The sequence below is a fragment of the Vibrio sp. Vb0888 genome (assembly GCF_033338835.1).
Classification (GTDB): Bacteria; Pseudomonadota; Gammaproteobacteria; order Enterobacterales; family Vibrionaceae; genus Vibrio; species Vibrio alginolyticus.
Window position 1 is genome coordinate 831,784 of record NZ_JAWOTL010000001.1, and the last position, 22,118, is coordinate 853,901.

A 22,118-nucleotide genomic window follows, 5' to 3' on the forward strand; every position below is an offset into this window, starting at 1 on the left:
AAGGTCTGAATTATGAAAATTATGGTTGTTTGCGGTCACGGTCTTGGTACTAGCCTAATGATGGAAATGAGCATCAAAGGCATCGTGAAAGAATTGAATGTAAACGCAGAAGTGGATCATATCGATCTAGGTTCTGCAAAAGGTACGGATTGTGACATCTTCATCGGTACTAACGACATCGTTGAACAGTTGAATGCACTTGGTGTTGAACCACGTATCGTTGCGCTTGATAACATGGTCGACAAAGTGGCAATGAAAGAGCGTCTATCTGTAGCACTTCAAGAGCTTGGCGCTCTATAAGGTGGCGTTATGGAATTTTTCAGTTTCTTAATGAACGATGTCCTATCAGAGCCGGCGGTTCTGGTAGGTCTTATCGCCCTAATCGGCTTAATTGCCCAGAAAAAACCGGTCACCGAGTGTATTAAAGGCACGGTAAAAACCATTCTTGGTTTCATCGTGCTTGGTGCGGGTGCGGGTCTGGTTGTAACTTCTCTGGGTGACTTTGCGACGATTTTCCAACACGCGTTCGGCATCACTGGCGTGGTTCCAAACAACGAAGCTATCGTCTCTATCGCGCAAGAAGCGTTTGGTAAAGAGATGGCGATGATCATGTTCTTCGGTATGTTAGTGAACATCTTGATCGCTCGCTTCACGCCATGGAAATTCATCTTCCTAACAGGTCACCACACGCTATTTATGTCGATGATGGTAGCGGCGATCCTTGCTTCTAGCGGCATGAAAGGTGTTCCACTGATCGCACTTGGCTCTCTGGTTGTGGGCTCTGTGATGGTGTTCTTCCCTGCGATTGCTCACAAGTACATGAAGCAAGTAACAGGTTCTGACGACGTTGCGATTGGTCACTTCTCTACCCTTTCTTACGTACTAGCGGGCTTTATTGGCAGCAAGTTCGGTAACAAAGAACACTCTACTGAAGAGATGAACGTACCTAAGAGCTTGTTGTTCCTACGTGACACGCCAGTGGCAATCTCGTTCACTATGGGCATCATCTTTATGGTGACGTGTATCTTCGCTGGCGGTGACTTTGTACGCGAAGTTAGCGGTGGTAAGCACTGGTTCATGTTCGCGCTGATGCAATCCATCACATTCGCCGGTGGTGTGTACGTTATTCTTCAAGGTGTACGTATGGTTATCGCAGAAATCGTTCCAGCGTTTAAAGGTATCTCAGACAAACTAGTACCAAACGCAAAACCTGCGCTTGATTGTCCGGTTGTATTCCCATACGCACCAAACGCAGTATTGGTTGGCTTCCTATCGAGCTTTGCGGCGGGTCTTTTGGGTATGTTCCTACTTTACGTGATGGGGCTTACTGTGATTATCCCAGGTGTTGTTCCACACTTCTTCGTGGGTGCAGCAGCAGGTGTATTTGGTAACGCTACAGGTGGTCGTCGCGGTGCAATCTTGGGTGCTTTTGCACAAGGTCTACTGATTACCTTCCTACCAGTATTCCTAATGCCAGTACTTGGTGACCTAGGTTTTGCTAACACGACCTTTAGTGACGCAGACTTCGGCGCTGTTGGTATCCTACTGGGTTTGATTGTTCGCTAAGTAGTTAGTCTGAATATGACTAGCTGATAACTGACTTGATTGATGCGGGAATAGGCTCATCAGCATCAATCTTCAAGAATCTCTAGTCATAGCAAACGACGAACTTTAGAAAAAAGCAATCGTAGAAAGAAAACAAACGCCCCTCACGTGAGGGGCGTTTTTCTTTTTGGCACTATCTTAAGAAAGTTTGGCTTATTGAAGCGTAGTTCCGTTAGATAGCAGCTTTCTTGTCGGCTCTTGCTCGGTATATTCGACCGCATCGTGATCCGCGAGCTTATCGACTTCCGCCAGTTCACCCACCACAACCAACACGTGTTGTTTCACCAGAGCGTCGACCACTTCAATGTTGTGCTGACGAAGAAGCGCTCTCACTTCGCTCTCTTTCCCTTCATGATACTTAACAAAGTAACGTGCAGGTTGCTGCTCGGCTTGATCTTGGCGTTCATCCACGAGAGGAAATCCTTGATTGTTTGCCAAGCTGCTTGAGCTCAGTCCGATTGCAAATAGTGCGGTAGCGCCTACCGCAGACAAAGAAAGTAAGGTCAACTTCTTCATAGTCACTCCTTATTGAAAGGTCAGAGTCCAACTGTTGATGGTGCCTGTGTCTCTTCTGGCATTGTCCACCGCTTTAAGTTCCCATGTACCTTGCGATTCAAAACCAGAAAAATCCGCTTGGAACGTGTTTTTTATATCGTTAGCGCTGCCGCCAGTATTATTGTGAAGTACAACTTCTCCACCAGTCGGTGACGTTAAAGTCACTCGTAGATCACCGATGTAAGTGTGGCTAATATCAACGTCAATACTTACTGTGCCTGAATCACCAGAGCGATCGACTTCTACTGCACTGATTGCGCCAGAAGATTTATTATCTGGAATCGCAACAGGGCTGGTATTTGAGAAGCTAGAGTCCGAAGAGCTACCACCATCAGGTCCATTACAGCCAGCGTCCAAGAACAGCTTCGCCGCTTCAGCATTAACTAGGCCGTGGCCAGTACGGTTGTCTCGACCAGCAACATCAATATCTGTTGCAGTTTTCACTAGGGCATTACGTACTTGCGCTGCTGTACAGGTTGGGTGGTAACTCCACACCAAGCCAGCTACGCCCGTTACGTGCGGTGTCGCCATTGATGTACCATTGTAGTACTCGTAATCTTCACCAGAGGTTGTTGCAACAGTAATTTCCTGACCAACATACCCCAATAGCTCTTGACCAAATGCACGATCAACCGTTACCGAAACCATACGATAAGCGTTGTTTGTGTCTACCAAGAAAGGGTTTTGTAAACCAGGTAGTTCAGAGTTGCTGTACACGATTGCAGCTCGCGCACCCGCATTGTAACAAGCCTGAACCGCATCTACTTCAGGGTAGTTTCCTGAAGACTGGTTGCCGATACGCTCAGTCAAACAAATTTTGCCCGACATATCACCACAGTTAAAGTTACCGCCAGAGACATCACAGCTATCTAGCGTTGCCGTTACTGAACCCGCGATTGGATCCGGAACATACGAAGAACCGTTATTGATCAAACGATTGTGAGGAACAATCCCACGATCAAACTGACTGACACCATTCAAGGTAATATCAGAAAGTTTACCTTCACCTACCGTAACCGTTGATAAGATCGCCACACCCGGGCCTGAGATCTCAACTTGATTAGTAGATTGTGAGAACGCTGCATGATCATTTTGATTATCAACAGCCGCAACAGACATCACTGAGTCATAAGAAGCTGGATAGCTGTGCGCTGTATTGCCATCATTACCCGCAGCGGCGATCAATAGAACGCCTTGATCGTAAATATTTTGCAGTGCATTTTGCTCAGTTCGGCTTGATTGACTACCACCAAGGCTCATGTTCACAACGTTAGCACCATTATCGGCACAGGTCTGGATAGCTTTAACAAGCCCAGATGAGTAACCCCAACCCGATTCGTTAAATACTTTCACGATGTGCAAATTAACATTCTGGTTTGGCATCACACCCTTTACACCTTCGGTGTTGGCAATCGCAGCAATCGTACCCGCGACGTGAGTACCGTGGGCATTGTTGTTACCCGGATCACTCCATGATCCCGTACCACTATCGTTAGTACCAGCAACGCGGTTACCGCTTAGGTCGTTGTGCGAAATGTCGTACCCTGAATCGATAATACATACAGTGCGATTACCCGCATTGAAGTCAGCTAGCAGTTGAGCATTAACCGCTTCATATCCCCATGGGGTCGTTTCGCTGAGCAAATAGCGAGGTGGATCGACTTCCACGTATTCCACATCACTACGATTGCGAAGCGGCTCTAAGTCATCGCCATCCAATTCAACGCTGTAAATGGCGCGATTGCCTAGTTTTTCCACCTTACGTGCCTTCACCTGTTCTAGAACAGACTCCTGCGCGATTCGTGGCCCCCAGAATGAGTTACCACCCATTGAAGAACGGCTGACTGCATCTTCTTTGAATTTGACGATGTACTTCGTCGGTAACTTAGATTCATCAAATCCCATTGGTGGAGCCGCAAACGCTGACATCGAAGTGGTCAGTGCTATTGCTACGGCAGACAACGAAAATAAGCCTTGTTTTTTACTTGTTGTGTAGTGCATTTGCCCTATTCCTTATTTGAGCTAATTTTTATTCACTATATTCTCATGAAAAGTCATCATCATGATGTTTGCATGAGAGCTTCAGCTATAGTTTACAGAGCAAAAATGCCAAACAATTTGTTTCATGAATATACAAATTTGTACAAAAGATCATTCAATAAACACTTTAAGTTAACATTAAAAATCACCAACAAAACCTTATAAAGCAATTGCTTAATTAACAAAAAGTGAATGTTAAATTAATGTTAGTGAGTAATTATTCTAAATATCACCCATTTAATCGATTGCTATGCTGAATGGATTTTTTGACCGTGGTGCCAAAACTGAAATATTGAATATTTAGTTGTTGACTGTCTTGAGCATTTACTCAGAATTAGAAGGTTTAGTGAGAAAAATTCTCATCTAAATACTGTTATAGCCGAGCGTATTCACGCATTCGGAACAATAACCATTACAAGAAGAGTGAATGATGAAAAAAACAATCACACTATTAACTGCATTACTTCCGCTTGCCTCCGCCATTGCTGAGGAGCCAACTTTATCACCAGCAATGGTTTCTGCGGCTGAAGTGGTTAGCGCGCAAGAAAATCAAACTTATACGTACGTTCGATGCTGGTATCGTACGAGCCACTCTAAGGACGATGCGGCTACCGATTGGAAATGGGCAAAAAACCAAGATGGTAGTGACTTCACTATCGATGGCTATTGGTGGAGCTCTGTTTCATTTAAAAACATGTTCTACACCAATACCTCACAAAACGTAATTCGTCAGCGTTGTGAAGAAACACTAGATCTAGCGAACGAGAACGCAGACATTACATTTTTTGCTGCTGACAATCGTTATTCTTATAACCACACGATCTGGAGCAATGATGCTGCAATGCAACCAGATCAGATAAACAAAGTAGTGGCTTTAGGCGATAGCTTGTCTGATACAGGCAACATCTTTAACGCGTCCCAATGGCGCTTTCCTAACCCGAATAGCTGGTTCTTGGGTCACTTCTCAAACGGTTTTGTTTGGACGGAATACGTTGCTAAAGCCAAAAACTTACCGCTATACAACTGGGCAGTTGGTGGCGCAGCAGGTGAAAACCAATACATCGCGCTAACTGGTGTCGGCGAACAAGTTTCTTCTTACTTAACCTACACCAAGCTGGCGAAGAACTACAACCCTGCTAACACATTGTTTACGTTAGAGTTTGGTTTAAATGATTTCATGAACTACAACCGTAGCGTGCCGGAAGTAAAAGCGGATTACGCTGAAGCTCTGATTCGTTTAACAGACGCTGGCGCGAAGAACTTCATGTTGATGACACTGCCTGATGCAACCAAAGCACCACAGTTCAAATACTCAACACAGGAAGAAATTGAAACGATTCGTGCGAAAGTATTGAAAATGAACGAGTTCATCAAAGCACAAGCGATGTACTACAAAGCCCAAGGCTACAACATCGCATTGTTTGATACACACGCACTGTTTGAGAAGTTAACCTCGGCACCAGAAGAACACGGTTTCGTAAATGCAAGCGACCCTTGCTTAGACATCAACCGTTCATCCTCTGTTGACTACATGTACACTCACTCATTACGTTCTGAATGTGCAGCATCTGGCGTAGATAAGTTCGTGTTCTGGGATGTGACTCACCCAACCACAGCAACGCATCGTTATGTGGCTGAAAAAATGTTAGAAAGCAGCAATAACTTAGAAGAGTTTCGCTTTTAATAAGCCGTTGTTGTTCATTGCAAGTTAATCTGCATAAAAATGACCACGATGCTTCGTGGTCATTTTTTATCGATATCGACCCCCGATAACGGGTTTATTTGAGCTCGCTTAGTTCAAGCCGTTGATTTAGAGACGTTGACTTTGAGCAGTCTCATTCAGCTTTCTGTTTTTGGTACGTTACCGCGGAAGCTGTCCACCATAATAGAGATCAACGTCTTTAAGGTTACATCATCACTGCGGTATGAGTAGGCTCGTATACCCGTAAACTGAACCTGGAACAACTGAGCAAGAAGCAATGTATCCTGGGCTTCAATTTCGCCATTCTCGATTGCTCGCTCAAACAGCTTTGCAAGAAAAGATTCAAATTGGTTTGCTAAGCTGTTTGTTTGATTGCGCAGCGCATTAAAATCCTCAGCAAATTCACTTGCTGATTTGACTAACATGCACACTTCACTGGGATTGGAGTCTCGCTGATTGATAACCACATCAATCGCGAAAGCTTCTATTGCATCTAGAACCGTTGTGTTCTGAGCTAAATGCAACTCAAACAGGGCTTGTAAGTTCGCAACGTACATTTTTAGCGCTTCACAATATAGCCCCTCTTTTGACCCAAACGTCGCATAGATACTTCCAGGACGCAGATTAACGCTATCTTGTAAATCACGTGTAGATGTTGCATGAAAACCTTTCTTCCAGAATAGATCCGAGGCAGCTTTCACCACTTCATCACGTTGGAATTTCTTTGTATTCGCCATGAGCAATTATCAATTTTGAACATATGCTCAACTTTATATTGAGCGACCGCTCAAAATCAACTATCCTGTTCTTGCCTAATCCGCTCATATCCAATTACAGGAGATTTAAACATGGCAGAATTTAAACTGTATACCGCAGAAAACGCACCGGAAGGATCAAAGCATCTGATTGAAAATTCAGTCAAAGCGTTTGGCATGCTACCAAATCTTCATGCTGTTATGGCTGAAGCGCCAACCTTGCTTGAGGGTTATCAAGTTGTGCATGAGCTCTTTCAACAAACATCATTTAACGCAGAAGAATTGACCGTCGTATGGCAAACCATCAACGTTGAACATGGTTGTCACTATTGCGTTCCTGCTCATAGTGCGATCGCGGCGTCAATGAAAGTGGATCAGGAGATTGTTGATGCTCTCGTCAACCAAACACCATTGGCAGACGAAAAACTTGAAACACTACGAGAAACAACGCTTCAAATGGTGCGTCAACGTGGTGTAGTGGAAGAGTCTCAGATAGAGAAATTCTTTGCGGCAGGTTACGGACAGCAGCAACTGCTTGAAATTGTACTTGGTCTAGCGCAAAAAGTGATGAGTAACTACACCAATCACCTAGCTGACACCCCGGTTGATGCACCTTTCAAGAAGTTCGCCAAGTAACTTAAGCTTTTATTACTGGTCCCATTCATGGGACCAGTAATACCTTCAAAAAAGGCTTTGTTGCATGGCGCTTCGCTAGTGTGCGCTGACCCCTAATTACAACGGCGCAATGTCGGTTCCTCCTAAAGACTGGTAAAGCGTAACCTGAGTGAGAAACTGGTTGTAACGGTTCTCCAACAAAGAAGCTTGCGCGTTTCTGGTGTCTTCTTGGGCATTCAAATAGTCCATGATCGATGTCGAGCCATACTGATACCGCGCAGCATAAATGGACTCAGCGGCACTTGCGGCATCATATTGCTCTTGTAAACGCGCCGCTTGATACTTCAATTTTTCTCGTGCTGACAAGGCATTTTCGACATCTTGGAAGGCGGCGTACAACACTTGGCGATAGCTCACAATGGCCGATTGATAGTCTAAATCGGCAATGGCTTGGCTGTTTTTCATCTCATTCCACTGCAAAAACGGTAGCGTCATATCCGCACCTAAACTGCCGATCGGGTTGGAAAGCAGATCTTTGAGCGCTTGTGACGATCCACCCAAAGCCCCAGTGAGCGTCAGCTTAGGCAAATAGTCCAAATCTGCTGCGTCTTTATTTGCTAGCGCGGCTTTGACGTCATAAATCGCTGCTTTAATGTCGGGTCTGCGGATCAATAAATCAGACGGAGCACCAACACTCAACGATGGCATATCGCCTTCAGGCAGCATTTGGATGTTTGCACTGATGCTCTTCGGCGGTTGATTGAACAAAATCGCAAAGGCGTTGTTTGCCTCAAGTAAACTCTGTTCAAACTCACTTTGCTGCGCTTGTAAGCTTGCCAACGTACGTTTGGCTTCAAGCACATCTAACTGATCCACAGCGCCAAGTTGGTACTGTTTTTCAATCAATTGTAGCGTTTGAGCTGCGTCTTCCACATTACGCTGACTGAGGTTTAAGCGCTGTTTTAGATAGCCGATTTGCCAATATAACGATGCCGTCGTTGCCACCAAACTTTGTGCGGTCGCCTCGCGATCTTGTTGACTTGCCATCGCCGTCCACTTGGCTTGGTCAACGTCTGCCGAGATTTTTCCCCACAAATCCAACTCGTAATTGACGGACAAGTTAGTGCTGTAGCTATCTGCCGATTCCCCGCTATCAAGAGATTTTTGAACTTGTCCTGATGTGGAAGAACTCAACGTAGGGAAAAGGTCATCTTGCGCTAAACCCAGCTGTAAACGCGCTTTCTTTAGCGTTAGCGTTGCCAGCGTCAAATCGTTATTTTGAGCCAACACCTGAGTAATGTATTGATTAAGAGTTGGGTCGTTAAACGCCAACCACCAAGGATCCATACTGACATCACCCGCAACATGCATCTGTTGCCAATTTGCAGGCACTTGCACCTCAGGAGCTTGATAGTCGCTACGCATAAGCGAACCACAACCTGACAACCACACTGCGCTTAAGGCAGCCGCGACCAATCGAGTTTTGAATTTCATTGTGTTACTCATTTTTAGTCTCTCGCTAGCGCTTCTATCGGATCGAGTTTGGCGGCATTGCGAGCGGGTAAAAAGCCGAAAGCGATGCCAATCAACGTTGAGCAAATAAACGCCCAGATGATCGAGTTCATTGAGTAAATCATTTGGAAGCTGCTGCCAGATGTACTGAATGCAAAACCAATCAAAAACGCCAACCCAATACCAGCAATGCCACCACACAAACACACCACTACCGCTTCAATCAAAAACTGACGCAAAATATCCGCTTGCCGCGCCCCCACTGCCATTCGCACACCGATCTCTTTCGTGCGCTCTGTCACCGACACCAACATGATGTTCATTACGCCAATTCCGCCGACAATTAGGGAGATCACCGCAATCGCTGAGATCAGTAACGTCATGGTGGCGGTGGTTTTCTCGATGCTCTGACGAATGGTGTCAGTGTTAATCGTGAAGAAATCTTCTGTACCGTGACGCATTTTTAACAAGTTGATGATGCTCTGTTCTACCGCTGCGCTTGGGGCGTTCTCATCAATCCGTACAGTAATGCCGTTGAGGTAGCGTTGTCCCATCATTCGTCCCGACATGGTGGTGTATGGCACCCAAATTTTCAGCGCGTCGCTGTTGCCAAACGCGTCTTCTTTTTTCTGCGTGACACCCACAATACGCACTGGCAATGAACCAAGAAAAATCACTTCACCAATCGGATTTCTATCCGCAAACATTTCCTTTCTGGTGTTGTCATCAATCACTGCTTCTTGGGCGAGTGAGTTCACGCTCTCTTCATCCCAAAACTGACCTTTGGCGATCTCATAACCGCGCACACGGAAATAATCTTCCCCAACCCCTTCCACAGACGCGGTTGCATCCTGATTGGCGTAACGCACGGTTAAGCTGTTGGATAAAGACGGCGTGACACTGTCGACAAAAGGTAGACTCTCCAACGATTTAGCATCGTCGGCGGTTAGCGTTTTCACTCGTCCGGAGCGGCGGTCACCAAACCCTTTGCCCGGCCTGACATCAATGGTGTTTGTTCCCATGGATGAAATATTCGACAAAATTTGCTGTTGTGAACCATTACCTAGTGCCACCACGGAAACCACCGAGGCTATACCAATAATGATGCCGAGCATGGTCAAAAACGTGCGCATTCTGTGGCTAGACATCGCCAGCAGCGCCATTTTTAGCGCGTCAATAAAACTGTCCCACTTCCACCACTTACTGGCGGCTTGCGCTGGGCGATGAAAAGATGCGCTCGGTGTCTTTGCTGCTTGCTCATTGATTACAACTTGTGCATTTGGCGTATCTGCAATGATTTCACCATCTTTGATTTCAATGATGCGATCCGCAAAGTTCGCCACGTTCATATCATGAGTCACTAAGATGATAGTATGCCCAAGTTGATGCAACTCTTTAACCAGTGCCATCATCTCTTGCCCACTGTGACTGTCTAATGCGCCAGTGGGCTCATCAGCGAGAATCACCTCACCACCGTTCATCAGTGCACGAGCAACACTCACGCGCTGTTGCTGGCCACCACTCAGTTGGCTGGGCTTGTGGGTCAAACGATCTTCCAGCCCCAAGCGAGCCAATAGTGACTGCGCTCGATCCGTTCTTTGACGATGAGGAACTCCCGCGTAAACCGCCGGTACTTCCACGTTTGCCACCGCGGTTAAATCCCCCAGCAGATGGTAACGCTGGAATATAAAGCCAAAATACTCGCGGCGTAGTTCCGCCAGTTGATCAGATTCCAACGTCGAGACATCTTGCCCATTAATGAAGTATCGACCGCTGGACGGTTTATCCAAGCAGCCAAGCACATTCATCAGCGTCGATTTACCTGAACCTGATGCACCCACGATCGCGACCATTTCACCGCGTTTTATCTCTAAATTAATGTGGTTCAACACGGTAAGCGACTCGTCGCCAGAGACAAATCGTCGAGTTAAATCCTCAACTTTTAAAAGCACGTCACTCATCTTAGAACCTCATTGGAGGGCGACGACGATCACCTCGGCTTGATGATTCCCCATCCATAGCATTGCCAAGAACAACTTGGTCGCCCTCCTTCAAACCTGAGAGAATTTGTGCGTTCACTTTGTTGTTGATACCCACTGTCACAGGCTTTTTCACCACTTGGCCCTGTTCAAGCACTGGCACGGTATAGTTGCCTTTGCCGCCAGATTTTTGCAGCACTTGTGAAGGGACAATCAAGGTATTTTCCGATTGCTCAAGGACAATCGAAACTTGCGCAGTCATGCCGATACGCAAAATACCTTGCGGGTTCTTCACATCAAATACAGCGTTGTAGTAAATGGCGTCGCTATCTGAAATGCTCAAATCGCTGTCATCGCCATCCATGATGGTTGGCCCCGGCTCAATGGCGCGCAATGTGCCTTTAAACTGCTGATTCGGTTTGCCTAAAATGGTGAACAGCGCCGTTTGGCCGGGGTGAACAAAAATCACATCGGCTTCCGAAATTTCGGCTTTCACTGTCATCGTATCTAACTTAGCTAACTCGATAATCGTTGGCGTGGTTTGATTGGCGTTTACGGTTTGTCCTTCTTCCACCGCGGTGTAGACCACCGTGCCATCCATCGGTGCGTTGATGGTGGTGTAACCGAGATCTAACTGCGCATTGTCGACGTTGATTTTGGCTTTCTCGATTTCGGCATCCAGTTGCGCTAACTCGGCTTTGTAGATGGCGAGCGTCGCTTCGGCATTCTCGTAATCAGCTCGTGAGCTCGCTTTCGCTGCCAACATGCCTTTTTGGCGCACGTATTCATAGTTTGCTTGTTTAATCTGCGCTTGCTTAGCCTGGTACTGAGCGTTGAGACTATTAAGAGACGCTTGGGCTTCTTTGAGGCTATTTTGCTGAGTCAGGCTGTCAATCTGTGCAATCAAGTCTCCCTGTTTTATCTCATCCCCTAAGTTCACAGCGAGGCGTTGAATTTGCCCAGATACTTGCGCACCTACATTCACCAATTTGGACGCTTGCAACATGCCGTTGGCTAATACCGCCTTTTCGATATTGCCTTTGCGAACGACTTCTGTCGCGTAAGGAGAAATGGGTTCTGGACGTTGCAGATAATGATAACCACCAGCACCAATAGCAAGTAGGCCACACAAAACGAGCCATTTTTTATTGAGTTTCATAGCAGGAGTGAAGTAAATAATCGTTTTGATTTTATACTGCTATTTGTCTTAGCCGTACAGGGTACGAGACGTAAAGATAGGTAAATTAACGTCAAGAAACTGAGTGAATAACTTCACTAACGTGAAAAATCAGAGATATTATAGTCACTTCAAAACTTTATTATTCAATACGTATAGCAAAGACCATTTTTAATATAGAAATTCAAGTTATAAGTATTATAAACAAAACTTTTAAATACCAAAAAACTAGTAAAAACTAAACTTATTCAATATGCAATCATTTTAAATTTCATGATGGTCACTTTGATGATTGAATTTAAAGAGGAGTTAAGTGGCAAGTTAAATAAAAAATACCCACATAACACAGGTAAGACCGAGAGGAGTGTGTCATGTGGGTTTAAAACGATAGTTCTCTTGCTGATTCGAACTACCAACGTTGGGATGCAATGGAAATACAAATGACTCAGAGTTTCCATCACGGACACTTTATCGCTGGATTTGCCTCTATTTGTTAGGGAACAGTCAGCACAATAAAAATAGAGAAGTAATACCGCAAAAATAAAAATAGAGGTTCAGGATTTAATTTACACGTAAAATAACTACTATATTCACGCCATGAAGCATTAATAAATTCAACAATAAATATTTATTAAGTTAAATTTACTTATTGTCAGCACACTGTTAGTTTTACTCCTAAACACACTGGTCAGATTTGTTTATTTTACTACTTTTCGTTGCAATACAACTTCTAATTAATTCATGAGAAAAACATGCAGCGACAATTCACTCTTTCACCGATTTATTTATTAATCGGGTTAGCCTCCTCGACGGCGTATGCCGGTGGTTTTCAAATTAACGAACATTCTGCGACGGGTCTTGGTCGTGCTTTTGCTGGTGATGCCGTCATTGGTGATAATGCGTCTGTAATCAGCCGCAACGCCGCAGCGATGACGCTGTTTAAACAAAATGCCTTATCGTTCGGTGTCACTTACGTCAAACCTGACGTTACCGTTAAAAATGCGCAATATCATCGAGCTAACATTAATGCGGATGTCAATGTTGGTATGGGTGGTTTTCCTCCGTCCCCTCAAGTTGACATTACCCCGTCCTTCTCTCAAACCGTGACCGACATTGATGACGTCGATGGCGTTGGTCAACCAGCCGTTGTACCCAATTTTTACTTTATTCACCCTATCAACGACGACTGGTATCTAGGCTTATCGGCATATTCCAACTTCGGAACCGACATGGAGTTTAAACCAAACTATGGCGCACCTGTTTTTGGCGGTGTCACCAGCGTAGCGAGTGTCAACCTTGGCGCAAGCTTGGCATACAAGGTGAACGACCGTTTTAGTATCGGTGGTGGTATTGATGTGATTTACGGCTCTGGTGAGCTGTACCGCGATATGGACGTGGGTGTTTGCGTTGGTGGGAACATACTTGGAAACGAACTAGAACAACGCTGTGGATCCGTAAAAGGCAACGCACTTGATGTGGAAGCTGGCGGCATTGGGCTTGGCGCGAACATTGGCATGATGTACGAGTTTAACGAACGTCATCGCTTAGGTTTAAGCTACAAGCACAGCCCTAACATAGATGCCAAGGGCGACATCCACTTTGCTGGCGAATCGTACGACTCGCTTGCTATGCCGCTACCGGATATTGCGGAGTTTTCCGGTTATCACCGCGTCTTACCTAAATTTGCCCTGCACTATTCTGTGCAGTGGATTGGTTGGTCAGCATTTGACAGCTTGAAAGCTGATGATCAGTTGCTAAAAGATTTTCAGTGGCAAGACTCCGCGCACTACTCCATCGGTGCGACTTGGTACGCCAATGAACGTTGGACACTTCGCACGGGTTACATGTTCGACAAAACACCTGTCGATGAGCTGACTTCGCTTTCTATTCCAGATTCGAACCGTCACTGGTTATCTGCGGGCGCATCTTACCAATGGTCATCAGATACCACGGTTGACATCGGCATGACGTACTTGATTGGTGAAGATGTCAACGTAGAAGAGTACGCGTATAAAGGTGTTCCTGCACCTATGGTGACGGGCGTGACCCATTCAAATGCGTTCCTAATTGGTGCCCAACTCAGCCACCGTTTCTAATTTGTCAGGCAGTGATCAAACCTCTAGGTCATTGCCTTGTAACAACGCTTATCGAAGCGACCGAACAGAGACATTATTATGAACAAAACACTACTTGCTTTTTCACTCTCACTTCTCACTCTAAGCGCAGCTCAGGCTTCGGAATGGGGCTATGGCAATGACAAACACGGGCCAGAGCACTGGGGAAAAATCGCCAAAGACTGCGCAACCACGAAAAACCAAAGCCCAATCAACATCGACAACCCAGCCGATGCAAAACTGGAAGCACTGAACCTTTCGTACACTGGTCAGGTCATTGGTTTAACCAACAATGGTCATACGCTGCAAGCGCAAGTGAACGGACGTAACAGCTTCACCATCGATGGCGAGACGTTCGAGCTGCAACAGTTCCATTTCCACACACCATCAGAAAACCAAATCAAAGGCCGCCAATATCCACTTGAAGCGCACTTTGTACACGCCAACGCAGACGGCGAGTTGGCGGTAATTTCGGTGATGTTTGATGCTGGCGATCAAAACGCAGCACTGTCTAAACTGATCAACGCAATCCCACAAGAGAATCAAACCACGTTCTTTAAAGATACGTTTGAGATTAACGACTTACTGCCAAAAACTGCAAACTACTATCGATTTAACGGCTCTTTAACCACACCGCCATGTTCAGAAGGTGTGCGCTGGTTTGTGCTTAAAGACACTCAAACCTTATCCAAAGATCAAGCCGCGAAACTGATGGAAGTCATGGGACAAAACAATCGTCCGCTGCAACCGCTAAATGCGCGCGTTGTACTTTCTAACTAAACGCCACATCCGATAAGGGGCATCGTATTTGCCCCTTATTTTGATTCGCTCTAACCTCACTTCGTTACAGGAACCCCCAATGAAAACTCCATCTGTTCTGTCACTCTTACTCGCACTCGCCCCGACACTCGCCTTCTCTCATAACCTTTCTGTCGGTCAAACCACCCCTTCCGTCAGCATTGATACCTATGGCGAAATGACGCTGCAAGGAGACGATGTGGCTTATCAACCTTGGGCAACTCAGCAGATGTTAGGCAAAGTCCGTGTGATACAAGCCATTGCAGGTCGTAGTAAAGCCAAAGAGATGAACGCGCCGCTGATGTCAGCAATCACTGCCGCTCACTTTCCTGAAGATCAGTATCAGACCACAACCGTGATCAACCAAGAAGACGCCATTTGGGGAACCGGTACATTTGTTAAATCGTCGGCAGAGGACAGCAAAAAGACATTCTCTTGGTCTTCCATGGTGTTAGACAAAAATGGCGTATTAGCAACAACTTGGGATCTGCAGCAAGAAAGTTCTGCGATTATCGTACAAAATAAACAAGGTGAAATTTTATTCGTGAAAGAAGGGGCTTTAACTCAAGACGAAGTCACACACGTCATCGAACTGATTAAACAGAATATCTAAACCTAAGGTAAGGAAAAGTTATGAAACTGTTCAACACCATCGCGCTCTGTCTTTTAGCGGCTGTAGCCTCTTTCCAATCGATTGCTGGAGACAACGATTGGGACAAGATTGCAGATAAAACCGTCAGTTTTAAATCGGAAACCGACACAGTCAATCCACTGTCACCATTTGCTAACGCTCGTTTCAGCCACATCAAAATCAAATGTACGCAAGGTACGGTCGATCTGAAAAGCGTTAAAGTAATCATGAAAGATGGTCAGGAAAAGACGTTCGACAGTTTAGGTGTTCTGACTAAAGGCATGTCATCAAGAAGCTTAAGCCTACCAACAAAAGATAACGCGAAGTTAGACAAAATCGAGTTGAACTATGAATCGGTTGGCAGCACTGCGCTGCAAGTCGCGGGGGTGACCAAAAAAGCGCAAGTGGAAATCTTAGGTAAGAAAATCGACGAGTAAGCGATGGCTCAACGAACTCACCCAAACTAAAAACAGCGGCACTAGGCCGCTGTTTTCATTAAAAAATCGTCATGGATAACTAAATGAATTTCTTCAGCTTCGCCAAACCATAAGCGGCGATGGTGACACAATCTTTGATCGTGCCGTCGATCATCATCTGTTCGAACTCCTCAACAGAAAAAGCGCGAGTGATCAAATCCTCTTCTTCACTGTCGAGTTGATTGCCCACGTCCGTTAAATCACTGGCGAAGTAGACGTGACATGTCTGATTCAAAAAGCCGTATGCGATAAACTGCGCGCCGACATACGCCATAGTGCTCGCCTGCATACCCGTTTCTTCACGCAGTTCGCCTTTGGCAAGCTCAAGATGATCCGCATCTGGGTTTGATTCCCACGCCCCTTGTGGGATCTCCCAACAACGTTGACCTACGGTGTAACGGTACTGCTGAACCAAGTGAATCATCCCGTTATCGATAGCCAGAATCGCAGCACAATCAGGTTTGTCGACCACACCATAGATGCCCTCTGCGCCGCTCGGACGTAAAATTTTGTCCTCACGCACCGTCATCCACTTATTCTGGTAAACGACTTTGCTGTCTAGCTGTTTGATATCTGACATGATTATTCCTTGATTTTTCTGAGGGTTACTACGGAATAATACCCGATTCAGTTACGCCACCAAAATGTTCTTTAGTTCACTCAAAGACTCAACGGTATAATTTGGTGCGATACGCTCATCGACGCTTGCGCCTGTGGTATTTAACCAGCAAGTTTCAATACCAAAATTATTACCACCCAGAATATCGGAATGCAGGTTGTCACCCACCATCAGTACGCGCGTTTTGCATGGGTTGCCCATTTGCTGCATCGCGTATTCAAAAATACCTAAGTCCGGTTTTGCTACGCCCACTTGTTCAGAGATCACCACTTTATCGAAGTACTCAGTCATCCCTGTGCGCTCAAGGCGAATTGCTTGCAACTCTGTAAAACCGTTGGTGATAATGCCCATTTTAGCTTTGCCTTGCAGCGCTTCCATCAGCTCTTTTGCACCTGGCAACAAGCTGCAAATATCGGCCATTGCTTCTAAAAATGCACTGTTGAGATCTGCTGTTGTGGTATTCAACTTCTCAGCCCACTCGGTAAAACGCTTATGTTTTAGCTCATCTGCCGTTACTTTGCCGTCTTGGTAATCCACCCAAAGCGGTTTGTTTACGGTTTGGTAATGAGCAAAATCTTGTTCAGTAAAATCTACGCCTTTGCGAGAAAACATAAGCTGCAAACCTTTGAAAGCATCAAAGTGGAATAAGGTTTCGTCAGCGTCAAACAGGATCCAATCGTACTTCATTTTCTTCTTCCCAAAATCAAGGTCGTAATACTGGTGCATAGTCTAGATTGTTTTCTTCTTGAAGATAATCTCTATAATTGGAAATTAATTGTATCCTTGTGCTCAACAATAAATGCTTCACGATAATAGGAGATTGATGTGAACGCGATTGCCTCCCTGCCCGTTTTTGTTGCTGTTGTCGAATGCGGCAGCTTTTCCCTTGCGGCCAAACAGCTGAATCTGACGAAATCGGCGATCAGCAAACGCATCAACCAGCTAGAAGACGATTTGGGCATTCGTCTCCTTAACCGAACTACGCGTAAGCTGAGCCTGACCGAAGCGGGAGAACGCTATTTTGAGTACGCTTCTCAAGCGCTCAATCTGGCCCAGCAAGGCGTAGACGCGGTATCTGAGCTGCAAGGCTCTCCACAAGGTCGGCTCAAAATTACCGTGCCGATGTCTTTCGGTGTACTGCATATCGCACCTTTGATCAGCGAGTTTCTCGCTCGTTACCCGAAAATTGAAGTGGATTTAAACCTCGAAGACAAAATGGTCGATCTGGTTAAAGACGGTTTTGATTTGGGGATCCGTATTGGTGAACTCACCTCTTCCAATCTAATCGCAAAACGTCTCGCCCCTTGTAAAAGTGTGCTTTGTGCCTCACCAGATTACTTAGAGGAGTTTGGAACACCACAAAAACCAAGTGATTTAGTCGGTCACAACTGCCTGCGCTACTCCTATTTCCGTGGCGGCGTCGAATGGATGTTCATCAACAACGGCAGCGAATACAAGGTACTTCCAAAAGGAAACTTTATCGTCAATAACAGCGAAGCCATTCGCCAGTTGCTGTTAAGAGGTTCGGGCATTGCGCAGCTGCCAACATTTATTGCAGGGAGAGACTTTGCCGCAGGAAATCTAAAACCGGTGATGGAAGAGTATTCTCTACCAGAACACGCCATTTATGCGGTTTTTCCTGAGCGCAAGCACATGCCGTTGAAAGTAAGAGCCTTTATCGATTTTATCAGCGAAAAACTCGGCACAGATTTACCTTACTGGGATCGTTACAATAGCCCAGAAAAATAACCATATTGATGATAAGTGAGTGAGATTTCACTACTGACACGTTCTGACATTCCATCCGCGTAACCTTATTTGGAACTCAACAGGCAATCCGCCAAAACCAATAAGGAATCACAATATGGAAACCGTTATCGAAACTGTGCAATTTCGTCTAACCGCAGGCACAACAGAGCAAGACGTGATCGCCGCTGCCAAACAGTCACAAACGTTTGTGAAGAATCTGCCGGGCTTTTTGTATCGCTCACTCAGTCACGAAGCGACTGACGGTGTGTGGACAGACACCATTTACTGGCGTTCAATGGATGATGCAAAACAGGCGGGAAAACAGATTAAGCAAGCCGTTGAATTTCAGCCTCTGTTATCAATGATTGACTGCGAAAGCTTCGAGCTTAAACATCACAACTTAAAAATGTGCAGTGAGCTAGAGAAGTAATCAGCCACACTACCACTAACAACCAGTAGGTCTAGATAAGGAACATCATGAGCAAATCAGAACGACTGTTTGAGCTACTGACGCTTCTGCGCGCAAAGCGTTACGCCGTGACAGCGAAAGAGCTCGCAGAAAGAATGGAAGTTAGCGAACGTACGATTTATCGCGATATTCAGTCGTTGCTTAGTTCTGGTGTTCCGATTCAAGGTGAAGCAGGTGTTGGCTACCTGTTGCAAGCTGGCTCTCATCTGCCGCCTTTGATGTTCTCAGAAAAAGAGATGATGGCGCTTGAACTGGGTATGCGGATGGTTCGAGCCTGGTCGGATGTTGAACTCGCCGAAGCGTCTCACTCTGCGTCCACCAAAATACTTTCGGTATTGCCAGATAAGCTCAAACAACAAGTGGAAGATTGTCCGCTGATTGTGCCCGATTATCACACCCAATCCGAGACTGCCAAACGAGGGCAGCTTCTGCGCCACGCGATTGATCATCAGTTTAAGGTCAGTTTGGATTACCAAGATGAAAGCGGACAGGTGACCGAGAGAAAAATCCAACCGTTAGGCCAGTTCTTTTGGGGCAAAGTCTGGACGCTGGTCGCCTGGTGCGAATTGCGCGATGACTACCGCCAGTTCCGCCTCGACCGTATCCAAGCACTGCGTATGCACGATGAAGAGTTTCAGAGTGCGGAAACCAAATCTCTCAAACATTATATTGCGCAGTATGAATCGAAAGATTGAGTGTTCTTCATCCTTCCATCACAAGGATTCTAAATTGCTCTGCTCAATGCTCGATATTTGGAAAGGCACATTTGGTTAAACTAATGTTTCATTTTTAACAGATGCGCAACCAGCCTAAGATCGTTAACTTAAGTAGCACGTCAACCACACCGGAGCGTGAAGCTATGAAAGTACTGATTCAATACACCCAAGCAGGGAAATATCGAGATCAAGCGTGGGAGTCTTTAACTCTTCGATCTAAAGGTGATATGCAGGCCGTTACCCCTTCTTATGCTGCCCAACTTATCGAACAAAGCAAAGCGACACTTGTGATGACTGAGGAGCAACAAATCGTTATTTATCCATAACCGACTATTAGCCTTGTTTAACCAACCTTTGTTAGTTGTGCAAGGCTTACATCTCGCCATTACACGTTATCCATTTTATACACGACCAACTATATTTACATAAAAATCAATAAAATAGTTCTTATTTTCGTTCTCGACACTCCTTCAAAACGCCCTTACATTCATAGCTAAGATATAGGTTATCTGTTAGTCTCTTTATTTCTTCATGATAAAAATTAGGATAAAACCTTTGAAAAAGCATCGGTTTATTATAAGGATAGGTGCAATATGCAATTGATCTGGAACATTATTGGATACTTAATGTTCTCTGGTGTATTAGTTATTTTTTTTCAAACATTCTTTATAGGTATCATGCACCTTTTAATGCCAAAAGACATTGTCAATAGCTACTTTAAAGAACCTTATTTTAACACTTTCGAACTAGCTCTATTTACAGGTTGGCCTTACGCATTTTTCCGAACATTGATGTTTGTTCGTTTAATCGTTCAACCTAGCTCAGGTGAAAAGCGAAAGTTACCCGATGTATCCCAAGAGGTGCCTAGGTGGTACCGTCTATTATCCTTCATATTAATATGGGTAATTATCATAAACTCTACAATGTTAGCACTTGTATTTTTTATCGCAGGTTTTTTATCACTAGCAAATCATGTATGACCTTCACTTATCCAACCAAGTTTAATATCACACTTTAAATGTAAAAAATCACATTAACAATTTCATGCAAATAATAAATACATCAGCTAATTTGTAACTTTTTAAAATGAAAGTCTAGAATGCAAAAAATAAACCTTTTTAAATATAGTTTTTTGTTAGTATCTGCACAAACAAATTATTAGCTAAAGGTGCTCTGTGTCGGGATTATTTGAGTATAAAATAAAAACTCATGATAACTTATCATCAATTATATTAAACATGTATGGTGCTCCATATGGTAGCAAGGACTATCAGATGGTACTGACTCATATAATGACATTAAACAAGCATATTTCAGATCCTAACCGCATTAGAGCAGGCGATATCATTTGGTTATCAGCTCTACCCAAATCAAGCTCTCAACTTAAAACTCAAAGTAACAATGCGTTACCTCCTAAAAGTATCGCGAAGCTAGGGATCTACCCAGCGTCTAAACCTCAAATGCCCAGCTCTCCTCCCCATAAAGTTTTGCCTCCCAATCTTCTCAGCTACAATCAACCTCCAAAATCAATCTCAAATCAAGTTCCACCGCAACATGCTGACATGTTTTGGGCGTTGGCATGGCTAGAAAACAACGCCAATATGATTACTATTCCAGGAGGTACCTTGATGGGTGCTACAGGGAACTTGATGAGTAAAGGAAATATTAAGCTCATTGAGAACATCAACGACCTTTACGCAAACTATAAAAACGGAGTAATAAGTAAAGGACAATATGATGGTCGACGTAAAAAACATTTAGACCTACTAAAGAAAAATGTTGGCCCTATGGAAAAGCTGTTATTTGGCAACAAAACGACTCACCAGTCTATTCGCATAGCTCGAAGTGGAGGGTTACCTGCGAATGCTCATATAGTTAAACAAGCCGAAAAACTGAATAAAATAGCTCAAGCATCTAAAGTGGGCGGACATGTTTTAGTCGGTGTTGGTCTGACGGCTTCCTGCATTCAGATTGCGAATACACAAGACCAACATGAGAAGAATGAAATTTTTGTTGAGTCAATAACTAGCACAGCTGTAGGAATGGGTACCAGCGCGTTAGTCGGTCTATTTTTAGTATCAAACCCTATTGGCTGGGGGACTGCCATTGTACTCGCTGCCGGTTCAACGGCTGTAGGTTATGCATCCGGTAAAGTGGCAAAAAGCTTTTATAATTCAATTGAAAGCAAGCCAAACTTAGTCGCTAGTACTGGAATAGAGTCTATATGCAGCAAGTAATCACATTTCTTTTTTACACTTTAATGACTGGTGTGATTATTATTTTCTTACAAACCATTTTTATCGGTGTCATGCACTTTCTGATGCCGAAGGAGATTGTTGGAAACTATTTTAAAAAACCATATTTTAATGAATTTGAGCTTTCTTTATTCACAGGGTGGCCTTACGCATTTTTCCGAACATTGATGTTTGTTCGTTTAATCGTTCAACCTAGCTCAGGTGAAAAGCGAAAATTACCTAATATTTCTAGAGAAGTACCAAAATGGTATCGTTATTTGTCGATTCTATTACTAGGTATTATCATTGTTAACTCTGTTGTCGTTGCCCTGACTTTATCAATTGGTGCCGTTCTTTTAGCAATTGAGTGAG

General features: G+C 44.7%; 22 protein-coding genes. 14 read left to right on the forward strand and 8 right to left on the reverse strand.

Going from position 1 to position 22,118, the window contains the following annotated elements:
- Window positions 1-12: 12 nt before the first annotated feature.
- Entirely contained in the window at window positions 13-300 is a 288-nt protein-coding gene (locus tag R7P72_RS03655; protein ID WP_005374080.1) for a PTS sugar transporter subunit IIB, read from the forward strand.
- Window positions 301-309: 9 nt separating this feature from the next.
- Entirely contained in the window at window positions 310-1,566 is a 1,257-nt protein-coding gene (locus R7P72_RS03660; protein WP_005384349.1) for a PTS ascorbate transporter subunit IIC, read from the forward strand.
- 192 nt (window positions 1,567-1,758) lie between these two features.
- On the opposite strand, the gene R7P72_RS03665 is transcribed toward R7P72_RS03660, so the two are convergent.
- Together R7P72_RS03665 and R7P72_RS03670 are read right to left on the reverse strand one after the other, a co-directional pair.
- Entirely contained in the window at window positions 1,759-2,121 is a 363-nt protein-coding gene (locus tag R7P72_RS03665) for a hypothetical protein (RefSeq protein WP_005374090.1), read from the reverse strand.
- Window positions 2,122-2,130: 9 nt separating this feature from the next.
- Window positions 2,131-4,161, reverse strand: coding sequence for a S8 family serine peptidase (locus R7P72_RS03670; protein WP_005374094.1), 2,031 nt, complete (start codon window positions 4,159-4,161; stop codon window positions 2,131-2,133).
- A gap of 466 nt (window positions 4,162-4,627) precedes the next feature.
- Here R7P72_RS03670 and R7P72_RS03675 point away from each other — a divergent pair, with 466 nt between their 5' ends.
- Window positions 4,628-5,884 (forward strand): SGNH/GDSL hydrolase family protein, encoded by a 1,257-nt coding sequence (locus tag R7P72_RS03675; protein ID WP_086013804.1) that lies wholly within the window; start codon window positions 4,628-4,630, stop codon window positions 5,882-5,884.
- A 155-nt stretch (window positions 5,885-6,039) separates the two neighbouring features.
- On the opposite strand, the gene R7P72_RS03680 is transcribed toward R7P72_RS03675, so the two are convergent.
- Window positions 6,040-6,639 (reverse strand): TetR/AcrR family transcriptional regulator, encoded by a 600-nt coding sequence (locus R7P72_RS03680; RefSeq protein ID WP_005374096.1) that lies wholly within the window; start codon window positions 6,637-6,639, stop codon window positions 6,040-6,042.
- Between the two features lie 111 nt (window positions 6,640-6,750).
- On the opposite strand from R7P72_RS03680, the gene R7P72_RS03685 reads away from it, so the two are divergent.
- A complete protein-coding gene (locus R7P72_RS03685; RefSeq protein WP_005374097.1) occupies window positions 6,751-7,293 on the forward strand; it encodes a carboxymuconolactone decarboxylase family protein in 543 nt (180 codons plus the stop codon).
- 96 nt (window positions 7,294-7,389) lie between these two features.
- On the opposite strand, the gene R7P72_RS03690 is transcribed toward R7P72_RS03685, so the two are convergent.
- From R7P72_RS03690 to R7P72_RS03700, 3 genes are read right to left on the reverse strand one after another with little or no spacing between them, the layout of a single operon-like run.
- Window positions 7,390-8,766: an efflux transporter outer membrane subunit gene (locus R7P72_RS03690; protein WP_005374098.1), complete on the reverse strand. Its 1,377-nt coding sequence runs from the start codon at window positions 8,764-8,766 to the stop codon at window positions 7,390-7,392.
- A 14-nt stretch (window positions 8,767-8,780) separates the two neighbouring features.
- On the reverse strand, window positions 8,781-10,745 hold the full coding sequence (locus tag R7P72_RS03695) for a MacB family efflux pump subunit (RefSeq protein ID WP_005374099.1): 1,965 nt from the start codon (window positions 10,743-10,745) through the stop codon (window positions 8,781-8,783).
- A 1-nt stretch (window position 10,746) separates the two neighbouring features.
- Window positions 10,747-11,922 carry an efflux RND transporter periplasmic adaptor subunit gene (locus R7P72_RS03700; RefSeq protein WP_005374101.1) on the reverse strand — a complete coding sequence of 392 codons (1,176 nt, stop codon included), beginning with the start codon at window positions 11,920-11,922 and terminating at the stop codon, window positions 10,747-10,749.
- A gap of 770 nt (window positions 11,923-12,692) precedes the next feature.
- On the opposite strand from R7P72_RS03700, the gene R7P72_RS03705 reads away from it, so the two are divergent.
- The 4 genes from R7P72_RS03705 to R7P72_RS03720 all read left to right on the forward strand — a co-directional run bounded on the left by R7P72_RS03705 (window position 12,693) and on the right by R7P72_RS03720 (window position 15,920).
- Window positions 12,693-14,036: an OmpP1/FadL family transporter gene (locus R7P72_RS03705; RefSeq protein WP_213907123.1), complete on the forward strand. Its 1,344-nt coding sequence runs from the start codon at window positions 12,693-12,695 to the stop codon at window positions 14,034-14,036.
- 78 nt (window positions 14,037-14,114) lie between these two features.
- Window positions 14,115-14,834, forward strand: a complete 720-nt coding sequence (locus tag R7P72_RS03710) for a carbonic anhydrase (protein WP_005374104.1) — start codon at window positions 14,115-14,117, stop codon at window positions 14,832-14,834.
- 79 nt (window positions 14,835-14,913) lie between these two features.
- Window positions 14,914-15,465 carry a YtfJ family protein gene (locus R7P72_RS03715; RefSeq protein WP_005374105.1) on the forward strand — a complete coding sequence of 184 codons (552 nt, stop codon included), beginning with the start codon at window positions 14,914-14,916 and terminating at the stop codon, window positions 15,463-15,465.
- A 20-nt stretch (window positions 15,466-15,485) separates the two neighbouring features.
- Window positions 15,486-15,920 (forward strand): hypothetical protein, encoded by a 435-nt coding sequence (locus R7P72_RS03720; protein ID WP_005374106.1) that lies wholly within the window; start codon window positions 15,486-15,488, stop codon window positions 15,918-15,920.
- Between the two features lie 79 nt (window positions 15,921-15,999).
- On the opposite strand, the gene R7P72_RS03725 is transcribed toward R7P72_RS03720, so the two are convergent.
- Both R7P72_RS03725 and yjjG read right to left on the reverse strand, forming a co-directional pair.
- A complete protein-coding gene (locus R7P72_RS03725; protein ID WP_005374107.1) occupies window positions 16,000-16,539 on the reverse strand; it encodes an NUDIX domain-containing protein in 540 nt (179 codons plus the stop codon).
- A gap of 51 nt (window positions 16,540-16,590) precedes the next feature.
- Window positions 16,591-17,265 carry a pyrimidine 5'-nucleotidase gene (yjjG, locus tag R7P72_RS03730; RefSeq protein ID WP_005374109.1) on the reverse strand — a complete coding sequence of 225 codons (675 nt, stop codon included), beginning with the start codon at window positions 17,263-17,265 and terminating at the stop codon, window positions 16,591-16,593.
- A 138-nt stretch (window positions 17,266-17,403) separates the two neighbouring features.
- Here yjjG and R7P72_RS03735 point away from each other — a divergent pair, with 138 nt between their 5' ends.
- The 6 genes from R7P72_RS03735 (at window position 17,404) to R7P72_RS03760 (ending at window position 22,117) form a co-directional block, all read left to right on the forward strand.
- Window positions 17,404-18,327, forward strand: coding sequence for a LysR family transcriptional regulator (locus R7P72_RS03735; protein WP_005374110.1), 924 nt, complete (start codon window positions 17,404-17,406; stop codon window positions 18,325-18,327).
- Between the two features lie 115 nt (window positions 18,328-18,442).
- Complete coding sequence (locus tag R7P72_RS03740) at window positions 18,443-18,757, forward strand: hypothetical protein (RefSeq protein WP_005374111.1); 315 nt, start codon at window positions 18,443-18,445, stop codon at window positions 18,755-18,757.
- A 47-nt stretch (window positions 18,758-18,804) separates the two neighbouring features.
- Window positions 18,805-19,491 (forward strand): helix-turn-helix transcriptional regulator, encoded by a 687-nt coding sequence (locus R7P72_RS03745; protein WP_005374113.1) that lies wholly within the window; start codon window positions 18,805-18,807, stop codon window positions 19,489-19,491.
- Window positions 19,492-19,655: 164 nt separating this feature from the next.
- A complete protein-coding gene (locus R7P72_RS03750) occupies window positions 19,656-19,838 on the forward strand; it encodes a hypothetical protein (RefSeq protein ID WP_031778850.1) in 183 nt (60 codons plus the stop codon).
- Window positions 19,839-20,687: 849 nt separating this feature from the next.
- A complete protein-coding gene (locus R7P72_RS03755) occupies window positions 20,688-21,749 on the forward strand; it encodes a glycine zipper family protein (protein ID WP_230849489.1) in 1,062 nt (353 codons plus the stop codon).
- A complete protein-coding gene (locus R7P72_RS03760) occupies window positions 21,737-22,117 on the forward strand; it encodes a hypothetical protein (RefSeq protein WP_005374128.1) in 381 nt (126 codons plus the stop codon). Before R7P72_RS03755 ends, R7P72_RS03760 begins: the two co-directional genes overlap by 13 nt.
- Window position 22,118 lies beyond the last annotated feature (1 nt).